Origin of the sequence: Bradyrhizobium sp. ISRA442, from assembly GCF_038085055.1 — a bacterium.
Lineage (GTDB): Bacteria > Pseudomonadota > Alphaproteobacteria > Rhizobiales > Xanthobacteraceae > Bradyrhizobium.
Map to the genome: position 1 here is coordinate 143,115 of NZ_JALGCN010000013.1, position 24,556 is coordinate 167,670.

Annotated in this window: 26 protein-coding genes and 1 pseudogene; 8 read left to right on the top strand and 19 right to left on the bottom strand. The window is 62.7% G+C overall.

Annotation, left to right across the window (positions count from 1 at the left end):
• Positions 1 to 107: 107 nt before the first annotated feature.
• The 7 genes from MTR72_RS25825 to MTR72_RS25855 form a co-directional block, all read right to left on the bottom strand.
• Complete coding sequence (locus tag MTR72_RS25825) at positions 108 to 578, bottom strand: hypothetical protein (protein WP_341511496.1); 471 nt, start codon at positions 576 to 578, stop codon at positions 108 to 110.
• Positions 562 to 1,476 carry a DUF2950 domain-containing protein gene (locus MTR72_RS25830; RefSeq protein ID WP_341511497.1) on the bottom strand — a complete coding sequence of 305 codons (915 nt, stop codon included), beginning with the start codon at positions 1,474 to 1,476 and terminating at the stop codon, positions 562 to 564. Before MTR72_RS25830 ends, MTR72_RS25825 begins: the two co-directional genes overlap by 17 nt.
• Complete coding sequence (locus tag MTR72_RS25835) at positions 1,473 to 3,161, bottom strand: DUF3300 domain-containing protein (RefSeq protein WP_341511498.1); 1,689 nt, start codon at positions 3,159 to 3,161, stop codon at positions 1,473 to 1,475. The genes MTR72_RS25830 and MTR72_RS25835 overlap by 4 nt, the downstream gene beginning before the upstream one ends.
• 127 nt (positions 3,162 to 3,288) lie before the next feature.
• A complete protein-coding gene (locus MTR72_RS25840; protein ID WP_341511499.1) occupies positions 3,289 to 5,190 on the bottom strand; it encodes a sensor histidine kinase in 1,902 nt (633 codons plus the stop codon).
• Between the two features lie 84 nt (positions 5,191 to 5,274).
• Complete coding sequence (locus MTR72_RS25845; RefSeq protein WP_341511500.1) at positions 5,275 to 5,685, bottom strand: hypothetical protein; 411 nt, start codon at positions 5,683 to 5,685, stop codon at positions 5,275 to 5,277.
• A gap of 23 nt (positions 5,686 to 5,708) precedes the next feature.
• Positions 5,709 to 6,941, bottom strand: a complete 1,233-nt coding sequence (locus MTR72_RS25850) for an HlyD family secretion protein (protein WP_341511501.1) — start codon at positions 6,939 to 6,941, stop codon at positions 5,709 to 5,711.
• Positions 6,934 to 7,353 (bottom strand): hypothetical protein, encoded by a 420-nt coding sequence (locus MTR72_RS25855; protein WP_341511543.1) that lies wholly within the window; start codon positions 7,351 to 7,353, stop codon positions 6,934 to 6,936. The genes MTR72_RS25850 and MTR72_RS25855 overlap by 8 nt, the downstream gene beginning before the upstream one ends.
• A gap of 178 nt (positions 7,354 to 7,531) precedes the next feature.
• Here MTR72_RS25855 and MTR72_RS25860 point away from each other — a divergent pair, with 178 nt between their 5' ends.
• Positions 7,532 to 7,987 carry a hypothetical protein gene (locus MTR72_RS25860; RefSeq protein ID WP_341511502.1) on the top strand — a complete coding sequence of 152 codons (456 nt, stop codon included), beginning with the start codon at positions 7,532 to 7,534 and terminating at the stop codon, positions 7,985 to 7,987.
• 37 nt (positions 7,988 to 8,024) lie between these two features.
• The gene (gene ppk2, locus MTR72_RS25865; protein ID WP_341511503.1) at positions 8,025 to 8,825 is read left to right on the top strand and encodes a polyphosphate kinase 2; all 801 of its coding nucleotides are present in this window, start codon (positions 8,025 to 8,027) and stop codon (positions 8,823 to 8,825) included.
• Positions 8,826 to 8,876: 51 nt separating this feature from the next.
• Here the strand turns inward: ppk2 and MTR72_RS25870 are convergent, their stop codons facing one another.
• From MTR72_RS25870 to MTR72_RS25880, 3 genes are all read right to left on the bottom strand, one after another.
• A complete protein-coding gene (locus MTR72_RS25870) occupies positions 8,877 to 9,308 on the bottom strand; it encodes a hypothetical protein (protein ID WP_280965565.1) in 432 nt (143 codons plus the stop codon).
• Between the two features lie 309 nt (positions 9,309 to 9,617).
• A complete protein-coding gene (locus MTR72_RS25875) occupies positions 9,618 to 11,315 on the bottom strand; it encodes a SulP family inorganic anion transporter (protein WP_341511504.1) in 1,698 nt (565 codons plus the stop codon).
• Positions 11,312 to 11,533 carry a hypothetical protein gene (locus MTR72_RS25880; protein ID WP_341511505.1) on the bottom strand — a complete coding sequence of 74 codons (222 nt, stop codon included), beginning with the start codon at positions 11,531 to 11,533 and terminating at the stop codon, positions 11,312 to 11,314. Before MTR72_RS25880 ends, MTR72_RS25875 begins: the two co-directional genes overlap by 4 nt.
• 53 nt (positions 11,534 to 11,586) lie before the next feature.
• Between MTR72_RS25880 and MTR72_RS25885 the strand changes: the two genes are divergently transcribed.
• Both MTR72_RS25885 and MTR72_RS25890 read left to right on the top strand, forming a co-directional pair.
• Positions 11,587 to 12,474, top strand: a complete 888-nt coding sequence (locus MTR72_RS25885; protein WP_341511506.1) for an alpha/beta hydrolase family protein — start codon at positions 11,587 to 11,589, stop codon at positions 12,472 to 12,474.
• Between the two features lie 23 nt (positions 12,475 to 12,497).
• Complete coding sequence (locus MTR72_RS25890) at positions 12,498 to 13,079, top strand: invasion associated locus B family protein (protein WP_341511507.1); 582 nt, start codon at positions 12,498 to 12,500, stop codon at positions 13,077 to 13,079.
• Between the two features lie 13 nt (positions 13,080 to 13,092).
• Here the strand turns inward: MTR72_RS25890 and MTR72_RS25895 are convergent, their stop codons facing one another.
• Both MTR72_RS25895 and MTR72_RS25900 read right to left on the bottom strand, forming a co-directional pair.
• Positions 13,093 to 13,461, bottom strand: coding sequence for a response regulator (locus MTR72_RS25895; protein ID WP_280971383.1), 369 nt, complete (start codon positions 13,459 to 13,461; stop codon positions 13,093 to 13,095).
• A 188-nt stretch (positions 13,462 to 13,649) separates the two neighbouring features.
• A complete protein-coding gene (locus tag MTR72_RS25900) occupies positions 13,650 to 14,273 on the bottom strand; it encodes a response regulator transcription factor (protein WP_280965571.1) in 624 nt (207 codons plus the stop codon).
• Between the two features lie 318 nt (positions 14,274 to 14,591).
• Here MTR72_RS25900 and MTR72_RS25905 point away from each other — a divergent pair, with 318 nt between their 5' ends.
• Positions 14,592 to 15,275 carry a helix-turn-helix domain-containing protein gene (locus MTR72_RS25905; RefSeq protein ID WP_341511508.1) on the top strand — a complete coding sequence of 228 codons (684 nt, stop codon included), beginning with the start codon at positions 14,592 to 14,594 and terminating at the stop codon, positions 15,273 to 15,275.
• Between the two features lie 182 nt (positions 15,276 to 15,457).
• On the opposite strand, the gene MTR72_RS25910 is transcribed toward MTR72_RS25905, so the two are convergent.
• Positions 15,458 to 15,985, bottom strand: coding sequence for a potassium channel family protein (locus MTR72_RS25910; protein WP_341511509.1), 528 nt, complete (start codon positions 15,983 to 15,985; stop codon positions 15,458 to 15,460).
• Between the two features lie 170 nt (positions 15,986 to 16,155).
• On the opposite strand from MTR72_RS25910, the gene MTR72_RS25915 reads away from it, so the two are divergent.
• Together MTR72_RS25915 and MTR72_RS25920 are read left to right on the top strand one after the other, a co-directional pair.
• A complete protein-coding gene (locus MTR72_RS25915) occupies positions 16,156 to 16,803 on the top strand; it encodes a CoA transferase subunit A (protein WP_341511510.1) in 648 nt (215 codons plus the stop codon).
• A 4-nt stretch (positions 16,804 to 16,807) separates the two neighbouring features.
• Positions 16,808 to 17,458 (top strand): 3-oxoacid CoA-transferase subunit B, encoded by a 651-nt coding sequence (locus MTR72_RS25920; protein WP_280965575.1) that lies wholly within the window; start codon positions 16,808 to 16,810, stop codon positions 17,456 to 17,458.
• Between the two features lie 355 nt (positions 17,459 to 17,813).
• Here MTR72_RS25920 and MTR72_RS25925 read toward each other — a convergent pair whose 3' ends face one another.
• Positions 17,814 to 19,322 carry a tetratricopeptide repeat protein gene (locus tag MTR72_RS25925; protein WP_341511511.1) on the bottom strand — a complete coding sequence of 503 codons (1,509 nt, stop codon included), beginning with the start codon at positions 19,320 to 19,322 and terminating at the stop codon, positions 17,814 to 17,816.
• Positions 19,323 to 19,598: 276 nt separating this feature from the next.
• On the opposite strand from MTR72_RS25925, the pseudogene MTR72_RS25930 reads away from it, so the two are divergent.
• Positions 19,599 to 20,231: pseudogene (locus MTR72_RS25930) on the top strand (tyrosine-type recombinase/integrase).
• 109 nt (positions 20,232 to 20,340) lie between these two features.
• Here the strand turns inward: MTR72_RS25930 and MTR72_RS25935 are convergent.
• The 5 genes from MTR72_RS25935 to MTR72_RS25955 all read right to left on the bottom strand — a co-directional run bounded on the left by MTR72_RS25935 (position 20,341) and on the right by MTR72_RS25955 (position 24,555).
• Positions 20,341 to 20,547, bottom strand: coding sequence for an ABC transporter substrate binding protein (locus MTR72_RS25935; protein ID WP_341511512.1), 207 nt, complete (start codon positions 20,545 to 20,547; stop codon positions 20,341 to 20,343).
• Positions 20,523 to 21,323 (bottom strand): ABC transporter substrate-binding protein, encoded by an 801-nt coding sequence (locus tag MTR72_RS25940; protein WP_341511513.1) that lies wholly within the window; start codon positions 21,321 to 21,323, stop codon positions 20,523 to 20,525. Before MTR72_RS25940 ends, MTR72_RS25935 begins: the two co-directional genes overlap by 25 nt.
• Positions 21,324 to 21,590: 267 nt before the next feature.
• Positions 21,591 to 22,379: an enoyl-ACP reductase FabI gene (gene fabI, locus MTR72_RS25945; protein WP_280965578.1), complete on the bottom strand. Its 789-nt coding sequence runs from the start codon at positions 22,377 to 22,379 to the stop codon at positions 21,591 to 21,593.
• Positions 22,376 to 23,590, bottom strand: coding sequence for an acetate/propionate family kinase (locus tag MTR72_RS25950; protein ID WP_280965579.1), 1,215 nt, complete (start codon positions 23,588 to 23,590; stop codon positions 22,376 to 22,378). The genes fabI and MTR72_RS25950 overlap by 4 nt, the downstream gene beginning before the upstream one ends.
• A gap of 5 nt (positions 23,591 to 23,595) precedes the next feature.
• The gene (locus MTR72_RS25955; RefSeq protein WP_341511514.1) at positions 23,596 to 24,555 is read right to left on the bottom strand and encodes a phosphate acetyltransferase; all 960 of its coding nucleotides are present in this window, start codon (positions 24,553 to 24,555) and stop codon (positions 23,596 to 23,598) included.
• Position 24,556: the final 1 nt, after the last annotated feature.

Below are 24,556 nucleotides of genomic sequence, written 5' to 3' on the forward strand. Positions count from 1 at the left end.
TCGACGAAGAAATCGATCGAGTCTCCCGCAGGAAAGGGACGAGCGTTCACTCTTTCAGCACGATGCAAGGCCCCTGCCGCATCACTGGACCGGCAAAAGGCGTCGGATCATCTCAGCGCGATTGCAATCTGGCTGATGTTTGCCGCAAGCTCCAGGCCCGCTTTCGGGCCTTGCAGCACGATCGTGACGCCCTTCTCGTTGCGCAAGTGGACACCGCTGACGCCGCCGACCAGGGCGAAGCCGCCGCCGACTGAGCTGTAGGTGCCGGCGAAGTCGCTGACCTCGCGGATACCCGATGCCCAGCCGTCGAGCCGGCCGACCGTGGCGCCGACCGTGATGCCGAAGCTCATGCCAGTGATTTTGAAGGGATAGGCCTTGCCGCGGTAGGTCAGCACACCGCTGCCGGCGCCGCCGCCGACCAGGAGACCGGCCTTGACGATCTTGACCCGGACATGGCCGACGGCCTGCGCGAGGCATGGCGTGACCGGCACGGCGAGCGCCAGTGCCAGCAGGACAATCGCGATCAAGCGGCCTGCGCGCAGCCGCAACGCCATTCGCAGGTCATGGCTTTGCGGCATCGACTTTCTTCCAGGTCTGATCCGGATCGAACAGCGTCGTACGCTCTGCGATGAACTCGGTCCGCTTGCCCAAGTCCTTCTGGTAGACCGTACCGGCATGATTGACCAGGAAGGTCATGACGCCGGAGTTGCCGTATTCCGCAGGCCACGCAATCATTCCATAGCCGCCGATCATCTTGCCCTTGACGACATAGTTGAGCGCGCCGCCGGGAGCGTCGGGCCCCTGGCCCTTCAGGATACGGAAGTAGTAGCCGTGATACGGCGCCGGCCCCGCATCGCCCGCCCTGTAACCCTCCTTCGATGCTTCGGCCGCCAGCGCGCCGAGCGGGCTCGGATCGTTGTCGTCGCGCCAGAACAGGCCATCCTTCTTGCCGGGCGTGGAGACGATGCGCTGGGCGTAGACGCCCACGCCCTCGCCGCGATCCTTCTCGGCATATTCGTTCTGCGCATCGGCATAGGCGAGCGCGGTCTGGATCGCATCCAGCTCGTTGCGACCGATCCGGCGATACAGCACTTCCTTCCGCCCCTCGTCGGTATCGAACTCCCAGCCGCCTTTGGTGTTGACCAGCGGAATCGGGAACGGGAAGTCGTCCGGCCCGAGCATCAGCGTCGCCGTCTTGTTGCCCTCCGCCTTGATCGCGTGCTTGGCGTCGTACATCGACGTGAAGCGCTGGCGTGTGTCGGCGTCTGCGACCTCGTCACCGGAGGAGACGATGTCTTCGGCGGCCTTGCCGAGCACTTTCAGGATGTCGCGGGGGCCGCTCTTGACCGCGGACGCCAGCGCGGCGGCTGCGTCCTCTGGCGTCTTGTAGGCCTCCTGTGCTTGTGACGCGCCGGGCAGCGCCAACGCCACGAGGCTCAGCACGGCCGCACCTCGAAGCGATTTCAGACCGATCATGGCGATACCTCCGCAGGAATCCTCGCACCGCCAGCCAGCCAGTCGCCGTAGGTGCGGAATTTCAATCCGAGCTTTTCGTAATAGACCCGCAGATATCCATCGCCGCCGCGGGTCACGGCGTCCGGCATCACCCGCTCGACCTCCTGCGCGATGACGCCGACATAGGCCTTGTCGCTCCCGATATAGCTAAAGCGGTAATAGCCGAGGCCATTGGCGAGATGACCGAGGAGAACGACGTCGTGCTTCAGCGCGAGATCGGAGCGACGGCCACCGCCGCCGCCTCCGCGGAAGCCGCCTCCACCGCCTCCGCCACGGAAGCCACCACCGCCACCGCGCCCGGCAAAGCTCGCGCCGCCGCCACCGCGCGGCATGCTCGCCATGCTCGCGCGGCCGCGAGCCGATGCCGCGGCCGCCGCGCGGCCGGATGAAACATTCATGGCGCCACCGCGATTGCCGCCGCCGGCGCCGGCCCGGTTGCCCGCACCGCCACCTCCGCGGTTGGCGGCCTTTGCACGATCGCCGCCGCCCTTGGCGCGATCACCGGCACCCTTGGCGCGATCGCCGGCACCGGCACGATCGCCGCCGCCGGGCCGGTCGCGCGAACCTGCACGGTCACCGCCACGATCACCTGCGCCTGCCCGATCGCCACCGCGATTGCCGGCGCGATCACCCGCGCGATCTCCGGCACGGTCACCGCCGCGATCGCCCGCCCGATCCCCGGCACCCTGATTGGGCCGCAGCACCTGCTGGCCATCACGGCCGCGGAAATCCATCCGGTCGGACGCGCCAGCCTTCAGATTGTTGTTGCCGAAACGCTGCTGGACGTTGGTGTTGTTGTAGCGCACGCCCTGGCGATGCGCCGGATTGTGCTGCCAGCCGTTTGCGATGTTGGTCGTGCGATGATTGACGTAAACGTTGCGGTTACCCCAGTTGCAGCCGCCGCCCCAGTAATTGCCCCAGCGCCCGATCGCCCAGGCCGTGCCGAAGGCGATGCCGGCTGCGACCATGCCGGCGCCGATATAGGAGGGATAGCCGAAGTAGTACGGCGGATAGTCCGCATAAGGCCAACTACCATAGACCGTGGCCGGATCGTAGTACGGCACGTAGACCGTCTGGGGATCGGCCTGCTGGATCACGACGACCTGCCTGCCTTCCTGGCTCTGGACGCTGACCTTCTGCTGCTTGGTCGTAACCAGCTTCTTGTTGTCATAGGCCTTGTTGCGCAGGCGCTGGATCGCATCCATCACGTCGGGCTGCTGCGCGAGAAAGGCATCGCCGAGATTCTTGGTCCATTCGAGCTTGTCGCTCATCATCGAGAGAACATCGGCGGTGCTGGCGAGCGCCTTGACGCTGTCGTCCCAGGCCTGCTTGTCGACTTCGGCCTTGAGCGCATCGCCCTTCAGGGTCTTGCGCTCCTTCAGCCAGCGGTCGGCCTGCACCACCTCGAGCGGATAGGTCGATGCGGCCAGCACGTTGGCGAGGAGTTCGTCGGGATAGAGCGCGATCGGCGCGACCAGCGCTTCGAGCTGTTCGGGCTTCAGAAGCTCCGCGGTCGGCGCCGGCGGACTTGAAGGCTGCGCCTGCGTGCTCGGGGTCGCCGGCTTGTCGGCGGTCTGCGCCGTTGCAGCGACCGGGATCGCCATCAGCAGCGCAAGCGCCATCAGGGTCTTGCCGCAGAGAAACATCACCACCTCCCATGGACCTCCAGTCCAGGAAGATCGGGGTCGGAGCATGGGTGTATGTTGATCAAGATCAACGAAAGGGCACCCTCACGCTGTTGCAACGCGGGAGAGACGGCTCGAGGCGTGGCCGTCAACGGATGATCGGCAACCTGATCGTGAACAGCGCCCCGCCCGATGGCTGGGTCATCGCTGCGATCGTGCCGTGATGAGCTTCGACGATGGTCTTGGCGATCGCAAGGCCCATACCCATGCCCTGCGGCTTGGTGGTGAAGAACGGATTGAAGACATTTGTAAGATCTGAAGCCGCGATCCCCGGACCGGTATCGACGACCCTGATCTCGGCCTGGTTGCCGGTACGCTCGGTCGAGACGCTGACCTCACGCTTCTTCATGTCCGCGTCCGAGACCGCGTCCATCGCATTGATGATCAGGTTGAGAATGACCTGCTGGAGCTGGACCGGATCGCCCTTGACGTGAAGATCGGCGACGGCGGGCATATAGGTCAATACGATCCGGCGCCCTTCGGCGACGGCGGCTACGAAACCGATCACGTCGCGCACCGTGTCATTGAGCTCGATATCCCGGATCTCGAACGGCGCCTTCTTCAGCACGCTGCGCAGCCTGCGGATCACCTCGCTCGCGCGTTGATCGTCGCGCCTGATATCGGCAAGGATCTGCCGGATCTCATCGAGGTCCGGCGAGGTACCCTGGAGCATCAGCTCCGCGGTTTCCGTGTTGGTCAGGATGGATCCGAGCGGCTGATTGAGTTCATGCGCGATCGAGGTCGTCAACTCGCCGACGGCCGAGTAGCGATTGACGTGGGCGAGCTCGGCGAGGCGCTGACGCGATTCGACCTCGGCGACTTGGCGGCGGTGGCGTTCATGGAGCAATCCGCTGATTAGGCCCGCCTGCACCAGGATCACGGCCATGATCAACAATATCTGCCATCGGTAGCTTTCCCAGGGGTGCGGCTCGCGAAACAGGATTTCGCTACCTGGCGGCAAATCGCTTTCGCTGATGCCCCAGCGGTTCAATTCGCGCCAATCATATTTCGGCGGCCCAAATCCGATCGGCTCATACTTGATATTGGCGGGCTTCTCGCCGCCGAGAATGCGGATGGCGGCACCGACGGTCTTTGAACTGGTTTCCGCGACCGAATGCATGGGCCCTCCGACCGTGCTGCCGCCGAAGAATGGCTCCTGGTAGGAAAAGATTGGCCTGTTCGCAACCGCATGCAGATTGCGCAGGGCGATATCGCCCTCGTGGACGATGCCGGCGGCATCAACCGACATCAGCCCCCAGAACAGCACCGTGTGGGGCGGAAGACTCGATGCGCGTTTCAATATCTCATCGAATGACAAGTCGGAGTACCAGACGAGGTCAAGCCGGCCATCCATGGGCTTCAGCTCCCGCTTCACCTCGTCGATCCAGAACCTTTCGAGCGGTGAGGCGCCAACCACAACGGCGACCGTCCTGGTAGCGGGCAGGACCTGGAGGATGTTCTTGAAGGCAGCCGTGAAATCGTTACGGACTGCTACGACGACGTCGTTGTCGGTGAGATCGAGCTGATTCACAAGCCGCTGCTCGACCGCGGTCAGCACCATCGGCGTATCCGGAAAGAGCTTTCCCCGGTATTTCTGCACGAACTGTGCTGCGGGTGCGCCGATGCTCAGCACGATATCGGGCGGCGCTCCATGGTAAAGTGAGCCCAGATATTCGACGAAGGGCGCTTCCGGCCCCGGATTGTTGAAGCGTGCGGTAAGGAGCGCATGCTCCTGAATGTCGAGAGGCCAGGGCGACTGCCGCTCGAGCTCGGCCTTAATGCTGCGCGCATATTCGCTCCATGGCCGAAACTCGCGACCGAAGGAATGCAGCACCAATATGTGCTTGGGCTCGCTTCGCGTGAGGGCGTTCGACTCGTCGGCGTCCGCGGGCTCAGGCAGGATACACACAGCGAACAGGAGGGCGAGACACAGCAGCGCCGCCGCGGCTCGCCACGGCTTGATCGACGCAATGGTCGTGCGCCCGCTCATCCTTCTCCTCGGCAGCTTCCGATCCCGCTCCCCAGGATAATTCTAGCGGGGATCGTCGAGCGCCGACAACCCGTTCACCTGTCGCTATTTCGGACAGCGATGATAGCGGATCTCCATATCCTCCATACCCGGGAACAGGCGGACGAGACTGTCGGAATTTAGCTCCTTGAGACTGAACTGAACGCTGGAGAGCATCATGTCCGTCGCGCAGGCGGCAATCAGGCTGACGTTCGGCCCGTTGTCCTTCCTGGCCTTGATCCGGCAACGTGCGAACTTGCCGATCATCTGGTCGCCGTCGATGATGAAGCCGCCACCATAGACATCCGACATATCCGTGAAGCCGAGCTGCGCCCCCTGGCGCGCGAAGACCTTTGCGCAGTTATCGGCATCGCTGGCCCAGGCACCGTTGAGATCGAGCGCGCCGGCGCGGCTGCCCGTCATGAGCAGCGATGCAAGCAGCAGCGCGCCCGGCGCGAATACCTTTCGCAAATCCATTCTCATTGTCCTTTCCTCGCCGTTCAATGACCACTCAGCACCAGCGTCTGGATCGGCAGCAGCAGCGCCTGGATGCGCAGCAAGAGCGCATGCACGAGGCCGACGCCATCGACGACGTGCAGCGCAATCCTCCGGCTGGTGGAGGTATCCTTGGCCGAGATTTCCTCGTGATTGCTGGTGTAGGCATTGACGATGCAACTACTGCCCGGCGTCACGCCGTCGAGGCCGCCCTTGTAAAGCGGCTCCAGGAACACCAGGATCGTGCCGGGGCGCGCTGCGTTCTGCGGGTCGATCAACTGTTCGCCGGAACGGAACTGTCCGGCGGCGATGTAGTCCTGCACCGCCGTAACCACCATCGGGATGATGACCCATGGCTTCGAGATGCACGTCGCCTCGGCCACCATGCCCGTCTGCATCACCTGCGCCTCGATCTGGCCGAAGCCCGCCTGGAGCGCCTTGCGGCCCGCGCCCTCGGGGATGAGAACGCCTGCGGGACGCATGAGCTGGTTGACGACGTCACCAGGGCGGATCAGGAATTGCTCAACCCGTCCGTCGACACCAGCGCGGACGATGGTCTTGTCGAGATCGACCTGGGCCTGATCAAGCGCCGCCTCGGCGCTGGCTTTTTGCGCCGGCAGCAACGTCGATATCTGCAGGTTCGCAGATTGTTTGGCTGCGGTCGCGGCATCGACGCCGGCCTGGCGCTGATCGACCAGCACCTGGAGCTTCTCGATGTCGCGCTGCGGAACGATGCCGGGATTGCGGCGCTGGAGCTCGGTCTTGACCTCGAGCTCATCCTTGGCCTGCTGATAATTGGCTTTTGCTTCGCCGATCTGCGCCTCCGCCTTGACCACGTCAGCCTCTGCCGCCTGCATGGCGGCGTCGACCTCGGCAACCTTCCGCTTTGCTGTTTCAAAAGCGGCCCGCTGCTTCGAGCTGTCGAGCGTGAACAGCACCTCGCCCTTCTTCACCGGCGCGCTAAGGCCGATCTTGACGTCGGCGACGCGGCCCGAACCTTCAGGCAGGATCGGCACGGTACGAAAATACAATGTCGCCGACGACGTCGACGGATGGAAGTAGAAAATTACCGTGATCAACGAGATCGTCAGCATGAGGCAGCCGGTGATACCCCAGCGCAGCTCGTACCAGATCGAGAAGAAGGTGATCTCCTTACCCAAGCGCTTGCCCTGCACGTAACGCCGGTAGAGGTAATCGGGCAGAATCGTCACAAGGGAGCAAATCATGAGCTCAAGCATGGCTGTGCTCCTTGGCCTTGCTCGTGTCCGGCTTGTCCGTAGCAACAGGAGCTGAACCGGGTTGCGCCCCCTCGCCCTCCTCCCCAGGCGTCGCGTCGGCGATCTTCTCGACCGAATCGGCGATGCTGCGCAGCGGCGTGCCGAAATCGGGGATGTCGATCAGCGCGAGCAACAGGCCCGCGATCCAGAAGATGTGCATGTGCGTGAACAGCGAGATCAGGCCGAGCACGGCGACGAACTCGAATTGCAGCTTCTGCGACTTGTGCGCCATCCGCTCAGGAAGGCTGTGCAGCTTCCAATAGAGTGTCCCGACCCAGAGCACGGTGCCGATCAGGAACACCCCCATCACCACCATCAGCGTATCGGTCCCGCTTCCCGGCGCGAGATAGAAGGGCAGATGGTGCGGCGCCATCGGATGAAGCTGATCGTTCAAATGTCTCTCCCCGTCGGGATCCGAAATCGCGGAGCACGTGCGGCACTCTGCGCAGGTGGGATCGGAGTTTGCTTGATTTGAATCAAGGGATTGCCTCCCACCCGACATAGCCTCCCCCCAAAGTCGAACCGCTCACAGCCATTGAGGAGCCGCAACCATGCCCGGCCTCGACGAACTCATTCCCAACGCCGCCCAGATCCGGAAGGAAGCCGCCCTCAAGGAGGCCGAGAAGGCCGAGGAATATGCCCGTCTCGCGGCCGCCGCCGACGCCGAAAAGCGCGCCCTGATCGAGCGCCTCGGCAAGCCGTCAGGCAAGACCGAAGAGGAGAAAATCCAGCTCGCCTCGACCATCATCCAGCGTGCGGTGCGCAACGGCCAGACCCAGGTTCAGGTCTATCGCTTCCCCAACACGCTGTGCACGGACAGGGGGCGCGCCATCAACCAGCAGGAGAAGGGCTGGGAGAACACGCTGACCGGCATCCCGAAAGAAATCTTCGAGCTCTGGACCGACTACCTGAAGCCGCGCGGCTATCGCATCGCCTATCAGATCGTCGATTTTCCGGGCGGGGTGCCGGGTGATGTCGGAGTGACCATTTCCTGGGGCGATGATTGACGGCCACCAGAGGGGTTGAAGCAGCGAAAGGACAGGCATGGCCAAGGACGAAGCCGCGGCGCGGATGAAGCGGAAGGACTATGAGAAGGAGCTGGAGAAGCTCCAGGTCGAGCTGTGTCACCTCCAGGACTATGTGAGGGAAAACAAGCTCCGCGTCATCGTTCTGTTCGAAGGCCGGGACGCGGCCGGCAAGGGCGGCACGATCAAGGCGATCACAGAAAAGGTCAGCCCGCGCGTGTTTCGCGTTGTCGCACTGCCGGCACCCTCGGACCGCGAAAAGACCCAGCTCTTCTTCCAGCGCTACATGGAGAAATTTCCTGCCGGCGGCGAGATCGTGATCTTCGACCGGAGCTGGTACAACCGCGCGGGCGTCGAATATGTGATGGGCTTTTGCACACCCGCCGAGCACGAGCGGTTTCTGAACCTGTGCCCCCAGATGGAAAAATACGTCATCGAGGGCGGCATCGTCCTGATCAAATTCTGGCTCGAGGTCGGTATGGACGAGCAGGAGCGGCGTTTCAACGCCCGCATCGACGATCCCGTGCGGCAATGGAAATTGAGCCCGATGGATCTGGAATCCTACCGGCGCTGGTACGACTATTCGCGGGCGCGCGATCTGATGCTGAAGAGCACGAGCACGAAGGATGCGCCCTGGTACATCATCCGCTCAGACGACAAGCGCCGGGCACGGCTGAACTGCATCGCGCATCTCCTGAGCGCGATCCCCTACAAGCGTATCAAGAAGGACAAGATCAGGCTGCCGAAGCGCACCAACAACGGACGCTACAACGATCAGGCCAGCCTGAAGGGAATGAACTTCGTCGCCGAGCGATATTGAGAGGGGACCAGGCCGCGATGACGCGGCCTGGTCCTCTACCTACGTCCTGCCCTACTTCAGCCGGATCGTGACGCCGCCGACCGCGGCCGACACTTCCGCGCCGACCCTCGGACCGCTGAGCTGCAGGATCACGCCATTGCTGTTCTGGAGCTGAACGGCACCTGCGCCCGCCGCGACCGCGCCGCCTGCCCCGCCCGCCGCATAGGAGCCTTCGATGGATTGCGGTCCCCGCAGATTGAGGGCCCGGCCGACAAATTTGGTGGTCGAGGCCCCGATCGTGAAGCCGACGCTCATGCCCGAGACTGTGAAGGGGTACTTCTTGCCCCTATACAGCAGCACGCCCTCTCCGCCACCGACACCGACGACGAACCCGCCCTTGGTGAAGACGACCGCAACCTGGCCGGTATCGGCACGCGAGGGCGTGCTGAGGCCGGCGACGGCCGCGAAGGCAACCAGAGCAGTCCCGAACACAACTCTTCTCATGACTTTCGTTCCTCTCAGTGTGTGATGCCGGCTACTGCGCCAGCAGCATCGCGAAGTGACCGAAGATGGTGGGCAGGATGGCCGACCGGCAACATCAAGAGGGCGCAAGAGAAGGCTGCCCGCGCGGATCGACGTGCCTCGGCGCGGGCTTGGCTCCTTGGACATGCGTCTCTCTCGATCCCCCTCAACAATGCTCGTGCGGGATCGTGCGTACGGTACCGGCCGCTGCATTGATCCAAGTCAACGGTCGAGCGCATTCAAAGCCGACGGTCTCCGCTAGGCCCTCGTATCGCAAAACGGCACCGTCAATCAGGCCGTGCGTTGAGGCATATCGGCGTGATCGTCGCCGAGAACACTGTCGAGTGACCGTAGCCACTGGCCACTGTCGGTCCTCTCCGCCAGCCCTTCCGCCCGCAGCAGGTCGCGCAACTGCGCGTGCGCGCCGACGATACAGAACGTGACCTGACGAGAGACAAGCTCGTCGTAGAGGTCGTGCAACATGCGCGCCCCGGCCAGATCGATATAGGGCGACGCCGAGAGGTCGCAAACCACCAGCCGGATGCCCGGCGAGTTCCGGATCGCGACCAGGACCGTCTCCAGGATCATCTCGGCATTGATGTAGAGCAGCGAGGCTTCGGGCCGGAACGCGATGACCCCCACCAGTGGTTCGACGCCGTCGTGCCTGGCGCGGTCGGAGTAGCGGCCGCTGCCTGGCAAACGGCCGAGAAAGGCGACGTTCGGCTGCGAGGCCCGCGCCAACAGCAGGAAGATCGACGCAATCGATGCCAGCAGGACGCCCTGGAGGATGCCGAGCAGCAGCACAGAGACCAACGCAATGGCGGCGGCGTAGAAATCGATCCGGCTGACCTGCCACATGCGTAGCAGCGCGCGGACATCCACCAGCCTGTAGACGGCGGCAAAGACGATGGCCGCCAGCACCGCCTTGGGCAGGTTGGTCAGGAGCCCCGTGAAGAACAGCAGGCATAGCCCGAGCGTCAGCGAACAGATCACCAGGGCCAGCGGCGTCCGCGCGCCGGCGCTGTCATTGACGGCCGATTGCGACAGGCCGCCGGCGACGGGATAGCCATGGCCGAAGGCGGCCGCGAAATTCGCGGCTCCCAGCCCCAAAAATTCCTGCCGGACGTCGAGCGGATAGCCGTGCTTCGCGGCAAAGCTGCGGGCCGCCGAGACACCTTCGATATAGGCCAGCAACACGCATCCGGCGGCGAGCGGAAAGAGATCGTCGAATTCCAGCAGACCGAATGTCGGCAGCCCCAAGGCCGGCAAACCTTCCGGAATCTTCCCAGTGACGGGCACACCGAGAGACGGAAAGCCAAGGAGTGTTGCCACCGCAATCGACAACGCTACGATGGTGATACCGACCGGCTTTCCCGGCAGAAGCCGCTCCCCGAGTAGGAGCAATAGCAGCGCAACGGCGCCGATCGCGAGCACGAGCGGGTCGATGTTGCCGAGCTGCCCTGTCAGCTTGATGACACGGTCGAAGAAATTGTGGCCGCCGCCGGCGACACCCAGCAGGCTCGGCAACTGGCTCATGATGATAGTCAGCCCAGCACCGGCTTTGAAGCCAACCAGGATGCTGTCGCTGACAAGGCGGACGAGCACGCTGAGCTTAAACAGCCAGGCGATGAGACACAGTGTCGCCACCGCGAAAGCCGCAAGGCTTGCGATCTGCGCGTAGCGCACCGCATCACCGCCGGCGAGCACGCCGACGGTACCGGCAATCATCAGGGAGATCGCCGAGGTCGGACCGATTGCGAGCTGCCGCGACGCTCCGAACAAGGCGTAGCCTATGCCGCCGAGCATGTAGCCGTAAACGCCGACTTGCGGCGCCAGCCCGGCCAGCGCCGCATAAGCAAGCGAAACTGGAATGGCGTAAGCGGCCAGGGTGACGCCGGCAACCGCGTCAGCAGACAGCCAATTGCGCTGATAGATGGCGAGCCAACCGGCGGGCGGAAAGTACCGCATCCACTCAGACCGCGCACTCATCGCGGCTCCAGAAGTTGGACCTCGCAGCGCGGCAACACGACGAACAAGGACACGGCGGGAATGCTCATGTTGGCGATGCGGATTTGTCGCAGGTTCTGTATGTTCTCACAGGCGGCAAGCGAGGCTTGATCTGGATCAAGCAATTCCGCTCTGCCGCAACGCAAATCGGCACAAAGTGCCGCCCGAATTGCGAGCACGGACAGCGTCAGGTGGATCATCGGCACCCCATCGGAGATATCCTGTTGCTGTTGACGGAGCCGAGGAGGTCGCGATGCATCGCCATCCGCCTGCAAGTCTGTGGCCCTTGACGGCCGCCCTGCTCCTCATTGCTACTCTCGCTGCGCCCGCGCGTGCCGAGAACGATGTACGTATCCAGGAGGAGATCTGGGCTCTGCCGCTCCCGCTGCCGATGTTCGCCTATCTGGTGCGCCCGGTTGGCGATGGTCCTTTCCCGCTGGTCATCATGAACCACGGTGTCTCGCTCAACCCGACCGACCGCAGCTTCTTTCCCCTGGTCGAATTCCGCGATGCTGCGAAATGGTTCGCCAAGCGGGGCTATCTCGTGGTGGCGCCGGTCGGCAGCGGCTATGGCGCTGCCGCGATCGACATTCCCGATCGCGCGCTCTACGGCCCGTTCTTCTCCAAGGTCGGCGGGTGCACCAACCCCAACTTCCACGACGCGGGCCTTGCGGTCGCGCAGGTCGATCTCTGGATCATCGACTACATGGCCGCGGAGAAACGGATCATCCCAAAGGACGTGATCGTGGTCGGGCAATCCGCCGGCGGCTGGGCGTCGATCGCGCTGTCGAGCGTGAACCCGCCGCAAGTGAAGGCCATCATCACCTTCGCCGCCGGCCGCGGCGGCCGCGTCGGCGGCAAGCCGAATAGCAATTGCGCACCCGACAAGCTGGTCGAAGCCACCGCCGATTTCGGCCGCACCTCGCGCGTGCCGATGCTGTGGATCTACATCGAGAACGATACCTTTTTCGGGCCGGATCTGTCGAAGCGCATGCATCGGGCCTTCACCGCCGCCGGTGGCCGTGCCGAGTACCACCTGATGCCGCCGTTCGGCAACGAGGGGCATTTCTTCATCGGCTCGCCGGACGCGATTCCACTCTGGTCGCCGCTCGTCACGAAGTTTCTCGACGAGCGGAGATAATGCCAACGCTTGGAGCCAGGATCATGATCAGTGCTCGTGATTGCCTCGCAGGTCTTGTGCTCGCCATTGCCGCGGTCGCGACATCTGCCGGCGTCGTTGCGCAAAAGACCGCACAGCCGGACAATCCGGCCGAGGTCGCAACGCGCGGCCAGCGCGAGGCCAGGGATATCAGTTATGGAGATTGGCAAAAGCTCTGCTTTAAGGCGGGCGGCGCGCCAATACTGTGCCGTACGTCCATTACCGGAAAGTTTCCGACCGGCCAGATGGCCGTGCGCGTGGACCTGATCGAGCGCGAGGATGCGCCGGCGGCACGGCTGCAATTGTTCGTGCCCGTCGGCATGTACCTGCAACAGCCGGCGAAGCTGACCATCGATCAAGGCTCCCCGCACCGGGTGCCCTATAGCTGGTGCGTTACCAATGCTTGCATCGCGGCCGATGTCGCAGAGCCCGGAATCATCAAGGAGATGGAATCCGGAACGACGCTGGCCCTCGAGGTCGTCGATTCCAATCTTCTCGCACTGACGACATCGATCCCGTTGGCGCAGTTTGCGCCCGTCCACAAGGGAGCGCCGTCGAAGATGCTGGAGCAATATGTCGACGAATGATCAGACGTGCGGGCTATGGGATAGACGCCCGCGTGACCGACTCGATCAGCGATTGCGCCGTGAATGGCTTGGTCAGATAGGCGATGCACCCCGATGCGATCGCGGCAGCGCGGTTCGCCGCGCAGTCATTGCCGGTGATGTAGATGACCGGAGCGGTGGCGCCCGCGGCCGCCAGCTTTTGCCGCAGATCGATGCCGGACTTGCCATCGAGATTGATGTCGAGGACGAAGCAGATTGCCTTGTCGAAATTGCCGTGATCGAGCAAGGCGGTTCCGGAATCGAACAGCTTGGCCACGAAGCCATGCTCGCGCAACAGCCGGTTCATGCTGGTCCGCATGGATAGGTCATCATCGACGACAAAGACGGAATCGCGCGTCGGCAAGGCTGTCGACCTCCGCGGAATTGAGCGAATTGCGGGACGGTGATGCAGCGGGATGCACTCCCGTGCTCTGCCCACCAGCCGAACGCTCTCGCACCATTGCGCACGCCGGGTCGCGCACTGTCAATAAACTACGATATTGTCCCTTGGGGAAGTTTCACCGCCGAAACCGCATCGCGATGACGATGCAGCTAATGGTCGTTCGAATCGAGCATTCCCAGTCGTTCCGCGATCGACACGAGCTCAGCAAGCGAATGTACCTGCATCTTCTCCATCACCTGATGGCGGTGCGCTTTCACCGTGCGCTCGGTCGTTCCGAGCTCATACGCGATCTGCTTGTTGATCCTGCCGCGCACGATGAGATCGAACACCTGCCGCTCGCGCTGTGTCAGCGTAGTGAGGTGGGCGCGAAACGTATCGAGCCTGCCGCGCTGCGCGCGCGCCGCTTGCTGGCGCGCCAGCGCGCGCTCGATCGCGTCGATCAACTGCTCCGACGATATCGGTTTTGTCAAAAAATCCTCCGCGCCGGCCTTGATGGCCCGCACAGTGGTCGGCGTGTCGGCGTGTCCGGTGAGGAAGATGATCGGCAGCGTCGAGCCTTGTTCGATCAGGCGGGTCTGCAAGTCGGGGCCACTCAGTCCCGGTATCCGCACGTCGAGCAGGATGCATCCCGGCCGTTGGTCGTCCGGCGCGGCATCCAGCAGCTCCTGCGCAGACGCATAGGTTGCGACGTCATAGCCGGCGAGCTTGAGCCGGCGCTCGATCGCCGTCCGAAAGGAGTCGTCGTCGTCGACCACGTGAACGAGGCCAGGCAAACTTCACCTCTCGCCAGGTGCGCGGAGAACCATCGAAATGCCCTCGCTCTGCAAATTGCTACAAATGGTTCGATCGTCGAAATTTCTGCTTCGCAATACGATACACCTCAAACGCGGCACCAACTTCTCACTCCGCGCAGCAAATAACCGACCAAAACCCGTGCTGCCCCTTGGTACATTGAACCTTGGGACAATGGTTGAGAATACAGCCTTGGTCGTAAATCAACTTCAGCGGGAGTAAGATAGCGCGGCGTATTCCTTGCTGTAATATTTTTTTGTCTGACGGACCAATCCAGCGATGAGTTGAGGAGTTGGCCTATGTTTGTTCGCATCACAACGGATCCCGCCCTGCGTCCCAATTCCCTCCGTGACCTCGGAATGACCGGTAATTCTAATGCGCTCGTCAGTTTAAGCGAATTTTCTTACAAGAAAGGCACCGAGATCTACGGCGAGAAGGAGCCGGCCGAATACGTCTATCAGGTCCGGTCCGGTGCAGTGCGGAGCTACAAGCTGCTGTCGGACGGTCGCCGGCAGATCGGCGCCTTTCATCTCGCGGGCGACATCTTCGGGCTCGAGAACGGCAGCGAGCACCGGTTCACGACCGAAGCCATCGTCGACACCACGGTGCGCCTGATCCGACGGCAAAGCCTCGAAACGGTCGCCGAGAGCGATGCCCTGGTTGCCAGAAACCTGCTCAGCATGACCACCAGCAATCTCCAGCATGCCGAGGACCACATGCTGCTGCTGGGCCGCAAGACCTCGCTGGAGCGGGTCGCAGCCTTCCTGCTCGAGATGGACAAGCGGTTGACGGCGTCCGGCGTCATGGCGTTGCCGATGTCGCGGCGCGATATCGCCGATTATCTCGGGCTGACGTTGGAAACCGTGTCCCGCGCCCTGTCGCGCCTGCACGAGTACGGTGTACTCGGATTTGTCGGGAATACCCAGCGTCAGATCGTGCTGCTGGACCGGCACCAGCTCGCGAGCCTCGATCTACAGCCTTGAACGGGCGAAAACAGCGAGTTCGCGCCGCGCATCGTCCAGGATGAGCACGTACGGCGGAACCCCCATGGCCCCCTCCTCGGCGAGTGGCACAAACTGCACATCACGCAGGCTCCATCCGCTGCTACCATCAAGCCATGTGGAGCGAGATCGCATTTCGGGTCGCGGTGATTGTGTTCGGGACGTTACCGGTCGCGTTCACGGCCATTATCCTTTTCCTGGGGTAAGATCGCCCCTGCCGATGCCGTTGGTTCGCATCCGGCCAGCGGCGGTCTGGAGCTCCGCGCATCGGTCAGTCCGAGGTGCTCGAGCGTCTTGCGCAAGACTTCGAACAAGATGGCGGCCGACCAGCCGAACAGCAGAACGCCGTTCATGGCAGTCATCGGGCCGATGAGCCGCCATTCGCGCACCGGCGTGATATCGCCGTAGCCGAGCGTGGTGTAGTTGACGAAGGCAAAATAGAGCAAACCGCTCCCCGGCGCTGCGGCTCGGACGATGCCATAGGTTCCGGCCCAGACCAGGATTTCCAGCGTGTGGGCGAGCTGCAACACCGCCGCCGTAGCGACCATCACGCCCATCAAGTGCAACCTCGGCCGTGCCGTTTTCCGCAGGCCGGCGCTGCGCGCAATCCAGACGGCGACGACCGTCACCAGCGCGTGGATTCCGATATTGATCGCGCTCACGAGCGCGCCGACGAGAAACTGAAGCAGCATAGCGGCCGACCAGACCTCAACTTGCCTCGCTCTGGCGCGAAGCGCTGAACCGTGTCGACATCGCACATCGCGACGGCGGCGAACCTTGACGCAGATCAACGGTGCGAGACAGCGCTCCGTCAACATCCCTCTGCCGCTAGCTCGTGCGCCTGCCGACCGGAGGTCCGATCATGAAGGCCGTTTCCGTCGAAGAAGCCGTTGCGATGATCCCGACCGGCGCGAGCATCATGGTGGGCGGCTTCATGGGCGTCGGGACGCCCGAGCGTCTGCTTGATGAAGTCGTGCGGCAGCACAAGTCGGGACTGTCGCTGATCTGCAATGACGCATCCACGCCCGGCAAGGGCGTCGGCAAGCTGTTCGACGCGGCACTCGTGTCCCGGCTGACGGCAACCCATATCGGACTCAACCCGAAGGCGCAGCAGCAGATGCTGGCGAGCCAGGTCGCTGTCGACCTCGTCCCCCAGGGCACCCTGGTCGAACGCATTCGCGCAGGCGGCTGTGGACTTGGCGGTGTACTCACGCCGACCGGCGTCGGCACGCTGGTTGCCGAAGGCAAACGCCAAATCGAGGTCGACGGCAAGCCGTTCCTGGTGGAGACCGCGCTGCGGGCGCAGTTCGCGCTGGTGCACGCCTTTCTTGCCGATTATCTCGGAAACCTTGCCTACGCCCTGACCGCGCGCAACTTCAATCCGATCATGGCGATGGCCGCCGACACCGTCATCGTCACGGCGGAGAACATCGTACCGGTCGGCGTCATCGCGCCCGATCACGTCATGACGCCGGCACCACTCGTCGACTTCCTCATTACGAACGGGTGAGATCATGGATGCGCAGGTCATCATCGCCCGACGCGTCGCCAGGGAGTTGAAGAACGGCGACCTCGTCAATCTCGGCATCGGTATCCCGACACTGGTCGCGAACTACGTTCCGTCCGATCTCAAGGTCTTCTTCCAGTCCGAGAACGGCCTGATCGGCACCGGCCCGATTCCTGAGCAAGGGATGGCCCATCCCCTGCTCACCGATGCTGGCGGCCGCCCGATCAGCGCGCTGCCCGGAGCCGCCACATTCGACAGCGCGATGTCGTTCGGCCTGATCCGCGGCGGCCATGTCGATGTCACCGTGCTCGGCGGGCTCCAGGTCGATGCGCACGGCCTTCTCGCCAACTGGATGATCCCGGGGAAGATGGTCCCGGGCATGGGCGGTGCCATGGACCTCGTCAGCGGCGCCAGGCGCGTCATTGTCGCGATGCAGCACGCGGCCAAGGGCAAGTCGAAGATCGTCGCCAAATGCACCCTGCCCCTGACCTCGGCGCGGCCGGTGAGCCTGGTCGTCACCGACATGGCCGTGATCGGCTTTCCCGACGGCAAGGCGACGCTGCTGGAAACTGCGCCTGGCGTCAGCATCGGCGAGGTCTTGGCGGTGACGGACGCCGAACTCGCCGTTCCCGATACCGTGCCGGAGATGAAGATTTGACGAGGGCGCCATGCGGCTATCCAGCGCTGATCGCCCTCGACTAGCGTTGAACACAAAAAATGGAAAACAACCCCATGCAAAGTAGCCTTGGGGTTGAGTGCATGGAGCTTTCCCTCAGCGAAACCCTTTGACACGTCGGGCAAAACACCGGCACGATGACATGATCAGCCCAACTGTCCTGACCGGGTGTCGTAGTCCGTGTACCCATAGATGGGTTGGTCCAGGGGCATGTCCGCTTGTCCGCTGACAGCGGCCCAATAGCCGACATCGCCGGAGGTCGCCGAAGGGCCCAAAAGGAGACCTTCGTCTCTATCCTTGTCACCAAGCGATGAAGTCCAGCTATCTGGTTGTCGCCTCATTGCTCCCGAACGCCTGCCTTCCTCAGCCCGTCGACGATGTCGTCGTACTCAAGGCGAAACTGCGGATGGCTCGAACGTGCGTAGCCGATTTGATGGAACCACTGGACGGTAAAGTCCGGTCGGATTGCATTCAATTCGGCCAACATTTGCTTGGCCATTTCCAATTGGCCCGTGGCTCCATATGCTGAAATCAGATCCACATACGGCAACCAGTTTAATTTGTTCAGATTGATCGAGCGCCTGCATGCCTCAATGGCTTCGTTATATTGGTGCACATGCACGTGAGCATGACAGAGAAAGAAGTGCCAAAGGCCGACGGCCGGATCTTTGGGGCTTAGGCGCAAAGCGATCTGAACTGGGGAGAACGCTTCGCGCGCACGTCCCGCGGTGATAAGTGCGATTCCTTTTGATGCGTACGCTACCGGCGAATTAGGGTCGATTTCCAAAGCTGCGTCGAATTCAGACAGCGCTCCCTCGGGATTTCCGTAGTTCAAAATGCTTCCCATGGCTAAGTGCGCGTTTGCAGTCGCCGGGTGTTTTGCAAGAACTTCATCAATTAGTTTTGTCGCCGTCTTTTTGTCCTCGACCACGGACGTTGACCATCCGCTGTTCACGCCATTGGCTATGCACCACGCCTTCCCGAGCATTGCATCAGTGTTGTCAGAATCGAGGCGCAGCGCGCTGTCAAACAAGTCCTTTGCCTGCGCGTTCGTTATCTCGGTCCCAAGCTCATAGACCTTCGCCCAGCCGCGCATGCTGAAATCCACAGCATCTGGATTCCTTGACTGGTCCATTTGGCTGCGCCGGCTTTCTGCCTGGACGAGTTGGACGTTGAGAGAGCGGGCGAGCCGCGCCGTGACCTGCTCCTGCAAGGCCGCAAGATTCGTCCGATCACCGTCAAAACGGTCCGACCAGACATCGCGGCCAGTTGACAGGTCGGCAAGCGACACATTCATACGGACCTGATTTCCGGCCCGCTGCACCGCGCCCTGTACGGCCCAGCGAATGCCAAGGTCCTTGCCGAGCATCCTGAAGTCGATCTGCTTGTTCTTGTATGTAAAGGCCGTTCCGCGTCCGATGACGAACGCGCCGGGCATTTGCGCGAGGTCGGTTGTCAGATCGGTCGTAATGCCATCGGCGAAATAGTCCTGCTCCGGATCGTTGTTGAGATTTGCGAACGGCAGGACGACGAGTGACAAGCGGGGAGCAATGTCGGGCCGCGCCGTAGCCGCCCTCTGCGTCGTTTGCTTGTCCGGAAAGACGTCTGTTCGGACCGTCTTCCACACAGTCCAGTAGCCGACGAGGCCACCCGCGATCGCGCCAACGGCGGCAACCGACGCGATCGCACCGCCGAGCAACTGCAATCGTGCGCGGAGGCGACCCTTAAAGTTGAGTCTCGGCGCCGGTTTGTCCGGGGGCTCCTTATCGGCTGCCGTTTTGTTCGGTGGGTCATTATCGGATGCCGGTTTGTCCGGTTGGTCGTTGGAGACTTCCGAGTTCGTCACCATTGCCTCCCGCAGGGCCAAACGCCCGGATTGTCTACCCTAGCAGACTTTTGCAACTTCGCGTTGGTCAAGGTTGCTGACTAAGTTCACGACGGCTTGCAGGTTGTTATGGGACGGTCATCGGGTTTACGGCGTCGAATAGATGTCCAGTTGGGGTCACAAGCTGCGGACCTAAGGCGGCCCCGCGGCGCCCTATGTCCGCAGGCCTCTGAAAGCAGACACGATCTGCGCGTCATTACGCATGCTCGGTACCCTCACAAACCGAGGAGCACGGTCATGCCTGACGAAGACAGCCTCTCCACCAAAGCTCGCCGGACACCCTGGAACAAGGGAAAGCTGATCGGAGCCAAACCTCCGCTGCGGCCAAACCAAGTCTGGTCGATCCGAACCCGGCTCCTGATCGAAAGACGGACCGCGACCTTGCCCTTTTCAACCTAGCGATTGACAGCAAGTTGCGTGGTTGCGACGTCGTCGCCTTGAGGGGTCGAAGATGTCGCTCCGAATGGCTATGCGGTCGATCGTGCGACCGTCCGGCAGAAGAAGACCGGGAGGCCGGTCAAGTTCGAGTTGACGGATCAAACCCGGCAAGCCGTTGACGACTTCTTGAAGGAGGCCGGCAAGAGGCCAGGTGAATATCTGTTCGCTGGGCGCAGTGGGCGCGATCGGGCAATGACAACGCGCCAATATGCTCGCCTTCTCGCCGACTGGGTGGCAAGCATCGGGCTTGACCCGAGGGTGTTTGGAACCCACTCCCTGCGCCGGACTAAGGCAACGCTGATCTACCGGCGCACGGGGAATCTGCGAGCCGTACAGCTCTTGCTCGGCCACACCAAAATCGAAAGCACGGTGCGCTATCTCGGCATCGAGGTGGACGACGCGCTCGCGATTGCCGAACAAGTTGATGTCTGAATCACCTGGGCAGAGCAGACCTGCTCTGCCCATCGGCCATCAGCCGCTTCGGGCCACATCCGGACTCATGCATTGCTCCAAACGATGTGCGCGATTGCGGGTGACTAGGTTACTCGATCACTTCGTCGGCGCGGACGAGTAATGAGGGCGGCACTATTAGGCCGAGTGCTTTAGCGGTCTTCATGTTGATTATTAGCTCGAACTTGGTTGGTCGCTCTACCGGGAGGTCGGAAGGTTTAGTGCCTTTGAGTATCTTGTCCACGTAGTCAGCCGCACGGCGGAACAGATCGCCTACATCGGCCCCGTATACCGACAATCCGCCATTGGCGTAATGTCGGAACAGGTAGTTTGCTGGCAGATGATACTTTGCCGCGAGCGCAATAATTCGCGGAGCCTCACAAAGGTGAGAGCATCGCCCCAATCAATTATCGCATCGGCGTGTTGGGCGGCGGCCGAGGCGAAGGCGAGGTCGAGTTCCTCGGCCTTGGTCGCCTCAACTGTCAGCAGAGCCACACCGAGTCTCTGGGCTGCGCGAGGTATCTGTCCTTCCGCCAAGTAAAGCCTTTGCATTGGGTTGTCCGGATTAACCAAGAGCGCGATTTTCGAAGCACCCGGAACGAGTTCCCGGAGAATTTCGAGACGTTTCTCGAGGAAGTCATCGGGTACCATGGTCGAAATGCCCGTCATGTTGCCACCCGGTCGCGACAGGCTTTGCACGAGGCCGAGCCGCACGGGATCGGCAACGGACACGAATACAATCGGAATAGTGACAGTTGCCGATTTCAATGCTTTTGCTGCTTGCGGTCCCGGAGCGACGAGCACATCGGGACTGAGAGCAATCAGGTCGGTGACAGAGGCAGCCAGTCGATCTGCGGGTTGGGAAAACCGATACTCGATGATCAGATTTTTTCCCTCTATCCAGCCGTAGCTTCGCAGCCCATCAAGGAATGCAAGCTCGGCCTTATTAAGGGTCTTGCCGCTGCCATCACCTACGGCAAGAAAACCAAGCCGATGCCGTTTTCCTTGTGCGCGCAAATGCTGTGACGAAACGACCAGCGCCGCAGTGCTCGCTATGAACTCTCGCCGCTTCATTCGATCCTCATCGCAGTTTGAGGACGACAGGGCGCACAATATCACGTCTCGGTTGCGGCCGCACTCACTGCGCGTGCAAATGCTGCGCATGGCGAAAGACGGCTATGGGTCATCAACGCCAAAACTCCGAGTGACCATAATGCGTCTGCTTTCAGGCAGAAAGCGACCAAACCTCTCCTCGGCGAGCCAAGCTGAGCCTGCCCCGCCCAAGCTGCGATTCAAACGTGATCCTGTTGCCTCCTGGGGTGCGGTACCGCCGCCTCGCGTTCAATCGATGATGTGATAGCCGCCATCGATGTAGAGAACGCTGCCGGTCATCAGCCTGGCGCCGTCGAGTGCCAGGAACGCGGTGGCATTGCCAACGTCGTCGATGCTGACGAGGCTACGCGCCGGCGCCTTCGACTGCGCCTTGTTCATGAGCTCGTCGAACTCGGGGATGCCTGACGCCGCGCGGGTCGCCAGCGGGCCCGGCGAGATTGCATGCACGCGGATGCCTTTCGGGCCAAGCTCCGCGGCGATGTAACGGACAGATGCCTCCAGCGCCGCTTTCGCCACGCCCATGATGTTGTAGTTCTCCACCACCATCTGGCTGCCGTAATAGGTCATGGTGAACATCGTGCCGCCGTTCTTCATCAGGGGCTCGGCGAGATGGGCCATGCGCAGGAACGACCAGCACGACACGTCCATGGTCTTGAGGAAGCCGTCACGACCGACATCCACGACGCGGCCGTGCAAGGCCTCCTTGGGCGCGAAGGCGATGGAATGAAGCAGGAAGTCGAGCTGACCCCACTCCTTCGCGATGCGCTCGAACACCGCCTCGGTCTGGCCTTCGGCCATGACATCGAGCGGCATGAAGATCGGCGCCTCGAGCGCCTGCGCCAGCGGCTCGACATGCTTTTTGGCGCGGTCGTTCAGATAGGTGACGGCGAGATCGGCCCCGAGCGCGCGAAACGCCCGCGCGCAACCCCAGGCGATCGACTGATCATTGGCGATGCCGACGACCAGGCCCTTCTTTCCCTTGAGGGCCACTTTGCTATCCGGAAATACGGGGATCATGACGCCCTCTCAGATCTTAGGCTGCGCGATTGACCGTTCATCAACAGCGACAGCGTGTGCTGCGCGATCATCAGCTCCTCGTCGGTCGGGACGACATAGACGGGGATGAGGCTACCGGCGCGCGAGATCAGCCGCGCATGACGCGCGTTCTCGGTGGCATCGAGTGCAACGCCGAGCCATCCGAGCTGCTCCGCGATGCGCGCGCGCAGGGATACGGAGTTTTCGCCGATCCCGGCCGTGAAGACGAAGGCGTCCAGACCCTGCAGGGCCGCCGTCAGCATGCCGGCGTTGAGGCCGATCCGGTAGACGAAATAGTCGATCGCGAGCCGCGCATGCGGATCCGTGCTCGCTTCCAGCTCCCGCATGTCGTTGCTGACGCCGGAAAGGCCTTTCAGCCCGCACTCGCGGTAGAGGAAGTCCTGCAGTTTCGCCGCCGGCATTCCCTTCTCGGAGATGAGATAGAGCACCACGCCGGGATCGATTTGTCCCGGACGCGTTCCCATCGGCAGGCCGTCGAGCGCGGTGAAGCCCATGGTGCTTTCGACACTACGCCCGTCCTTCAGCGCGCACATCGAGGCGCCGCTGCCGAGATGAGCGACGATCACCCGCCGCCTGGCGATATCCGGCGCCACGCTCGGCAAGGTTCTGGCGATATACTCGTAGGACAGGCCATGGAAGCCGTAGCGCCGCACGCCCTCGGCGTGGAGCTGATGCGGAATGGCGTAGTGATCGGCGACCGCGTCATGCGTGCGGTGGAATGCCGTGTCGAAGCACGCGACCTGAGGCAGCGTCGGGAAGTTCGCCAGCAGCGATCGGATGGGCGCAAGGTTGTGCGGCTGATGCAGTGGCGCGAGCGGAACGAACCGTTCGAGGCGAGCCACGACGCCGTGGTCGATCAGGACCGGCCGCGCATAGTCCGGGCCGCCATGCACGACGCGATGACCGACCGCAATCGGCGTGACCCGGAGTTCGTCCCGCAGCCAGTCTCCGGCAACCGCCATCGCGGCCGGAACGTCCGCCACGGCCTCGATCGGATAGGCGCGGTCGGCCAACGGATCGCCGCCTGCGCCGGTCGCCCGCAGGCGTGGCCGGCTGCCGATGCCGTCCATCTGTCCCTTGATATGCCGGCGAAGCGTCCCCTCGCCTTCAACCGAATAGACCTGGAACTTGACGCTGGAGGAGCCGGCATTGATGACCAGGATCGTGTCCATGGCGGTCACGCGGCAACCGTCGGCGCTTTCTGGCGCCGGGCGCGGGCATAGAGCGCCGCCACCGCGCAGGATGCCATCCGCGCGCGCGGTGAATCCGCGCGCGAGGTCAGGACGACCGGCACCCTCGCGCCAAGCACGATGCCGGCGCTATCCGCCTTGGCGAAATAGGCGAGGTTCTTGGCGAGCATGTTGCCGGATTCGAGATCCGGAACGACCAGGATCTGCGCACGGCCGGCGACCTCGGAGGCGATGCCCTTGATCCGCGCCGCTTCCATGTCGATGGCATTGTCGAAGGCCAAGGGACCGTCGAGCACGCCGCCGGTGATCTGCCCACGATCAGCCATCTTGCAGAGGGCTGCGGCTTCGATCGTCGAGGGGATTTTCGAGGTCACCGTCTCGACCGCCGACAGAATCGCAACGCGCGGCGTCTTGCCAAAGCCGGCCTGATTGTAGAGATCGATCGCGTTCTGGATGATGTCGCGTTTGGCGTCCAGATCCGGAAAAATGTTGATGGCGGCGTCCGTCACGAAGATGGTCTCGGCGTAGGCCGGCACGTCCATGACGAAGACATGGCTGATGCGCCGGTCAGTGCGCAGGCCGCCGACCTTGGCGGTCACGGCGCGCATCAGCTCGTCTGTGTGCAGGCTGCCCTTCATCAGCAGCTCGCCCCTGGCAGCATGAATCAGTTCGACGCCCTTCGCGGCTGCCGCCTCACTATGCGGCGCGTCGACGATCTCGAAGCCGGAGACGTCAAGTTCGAATTTAGCAGCCGTGTCCCTGATCTTCTTCTCGGGCCCGACCAGGACCGGCCGGATGATGCCGGCGCTCGCGCTGTCGACGGCGCCGCGGAGCGAGGTCTCGTCGCAGGGATCCACGACCATGGTCGGGGTTGGCGGTGCGGCTCTGGCCGCCGCGATCAGGCGCTCATACTTGCTGCCGGGCTTGGCTTGCGTCGTGTCCGACATG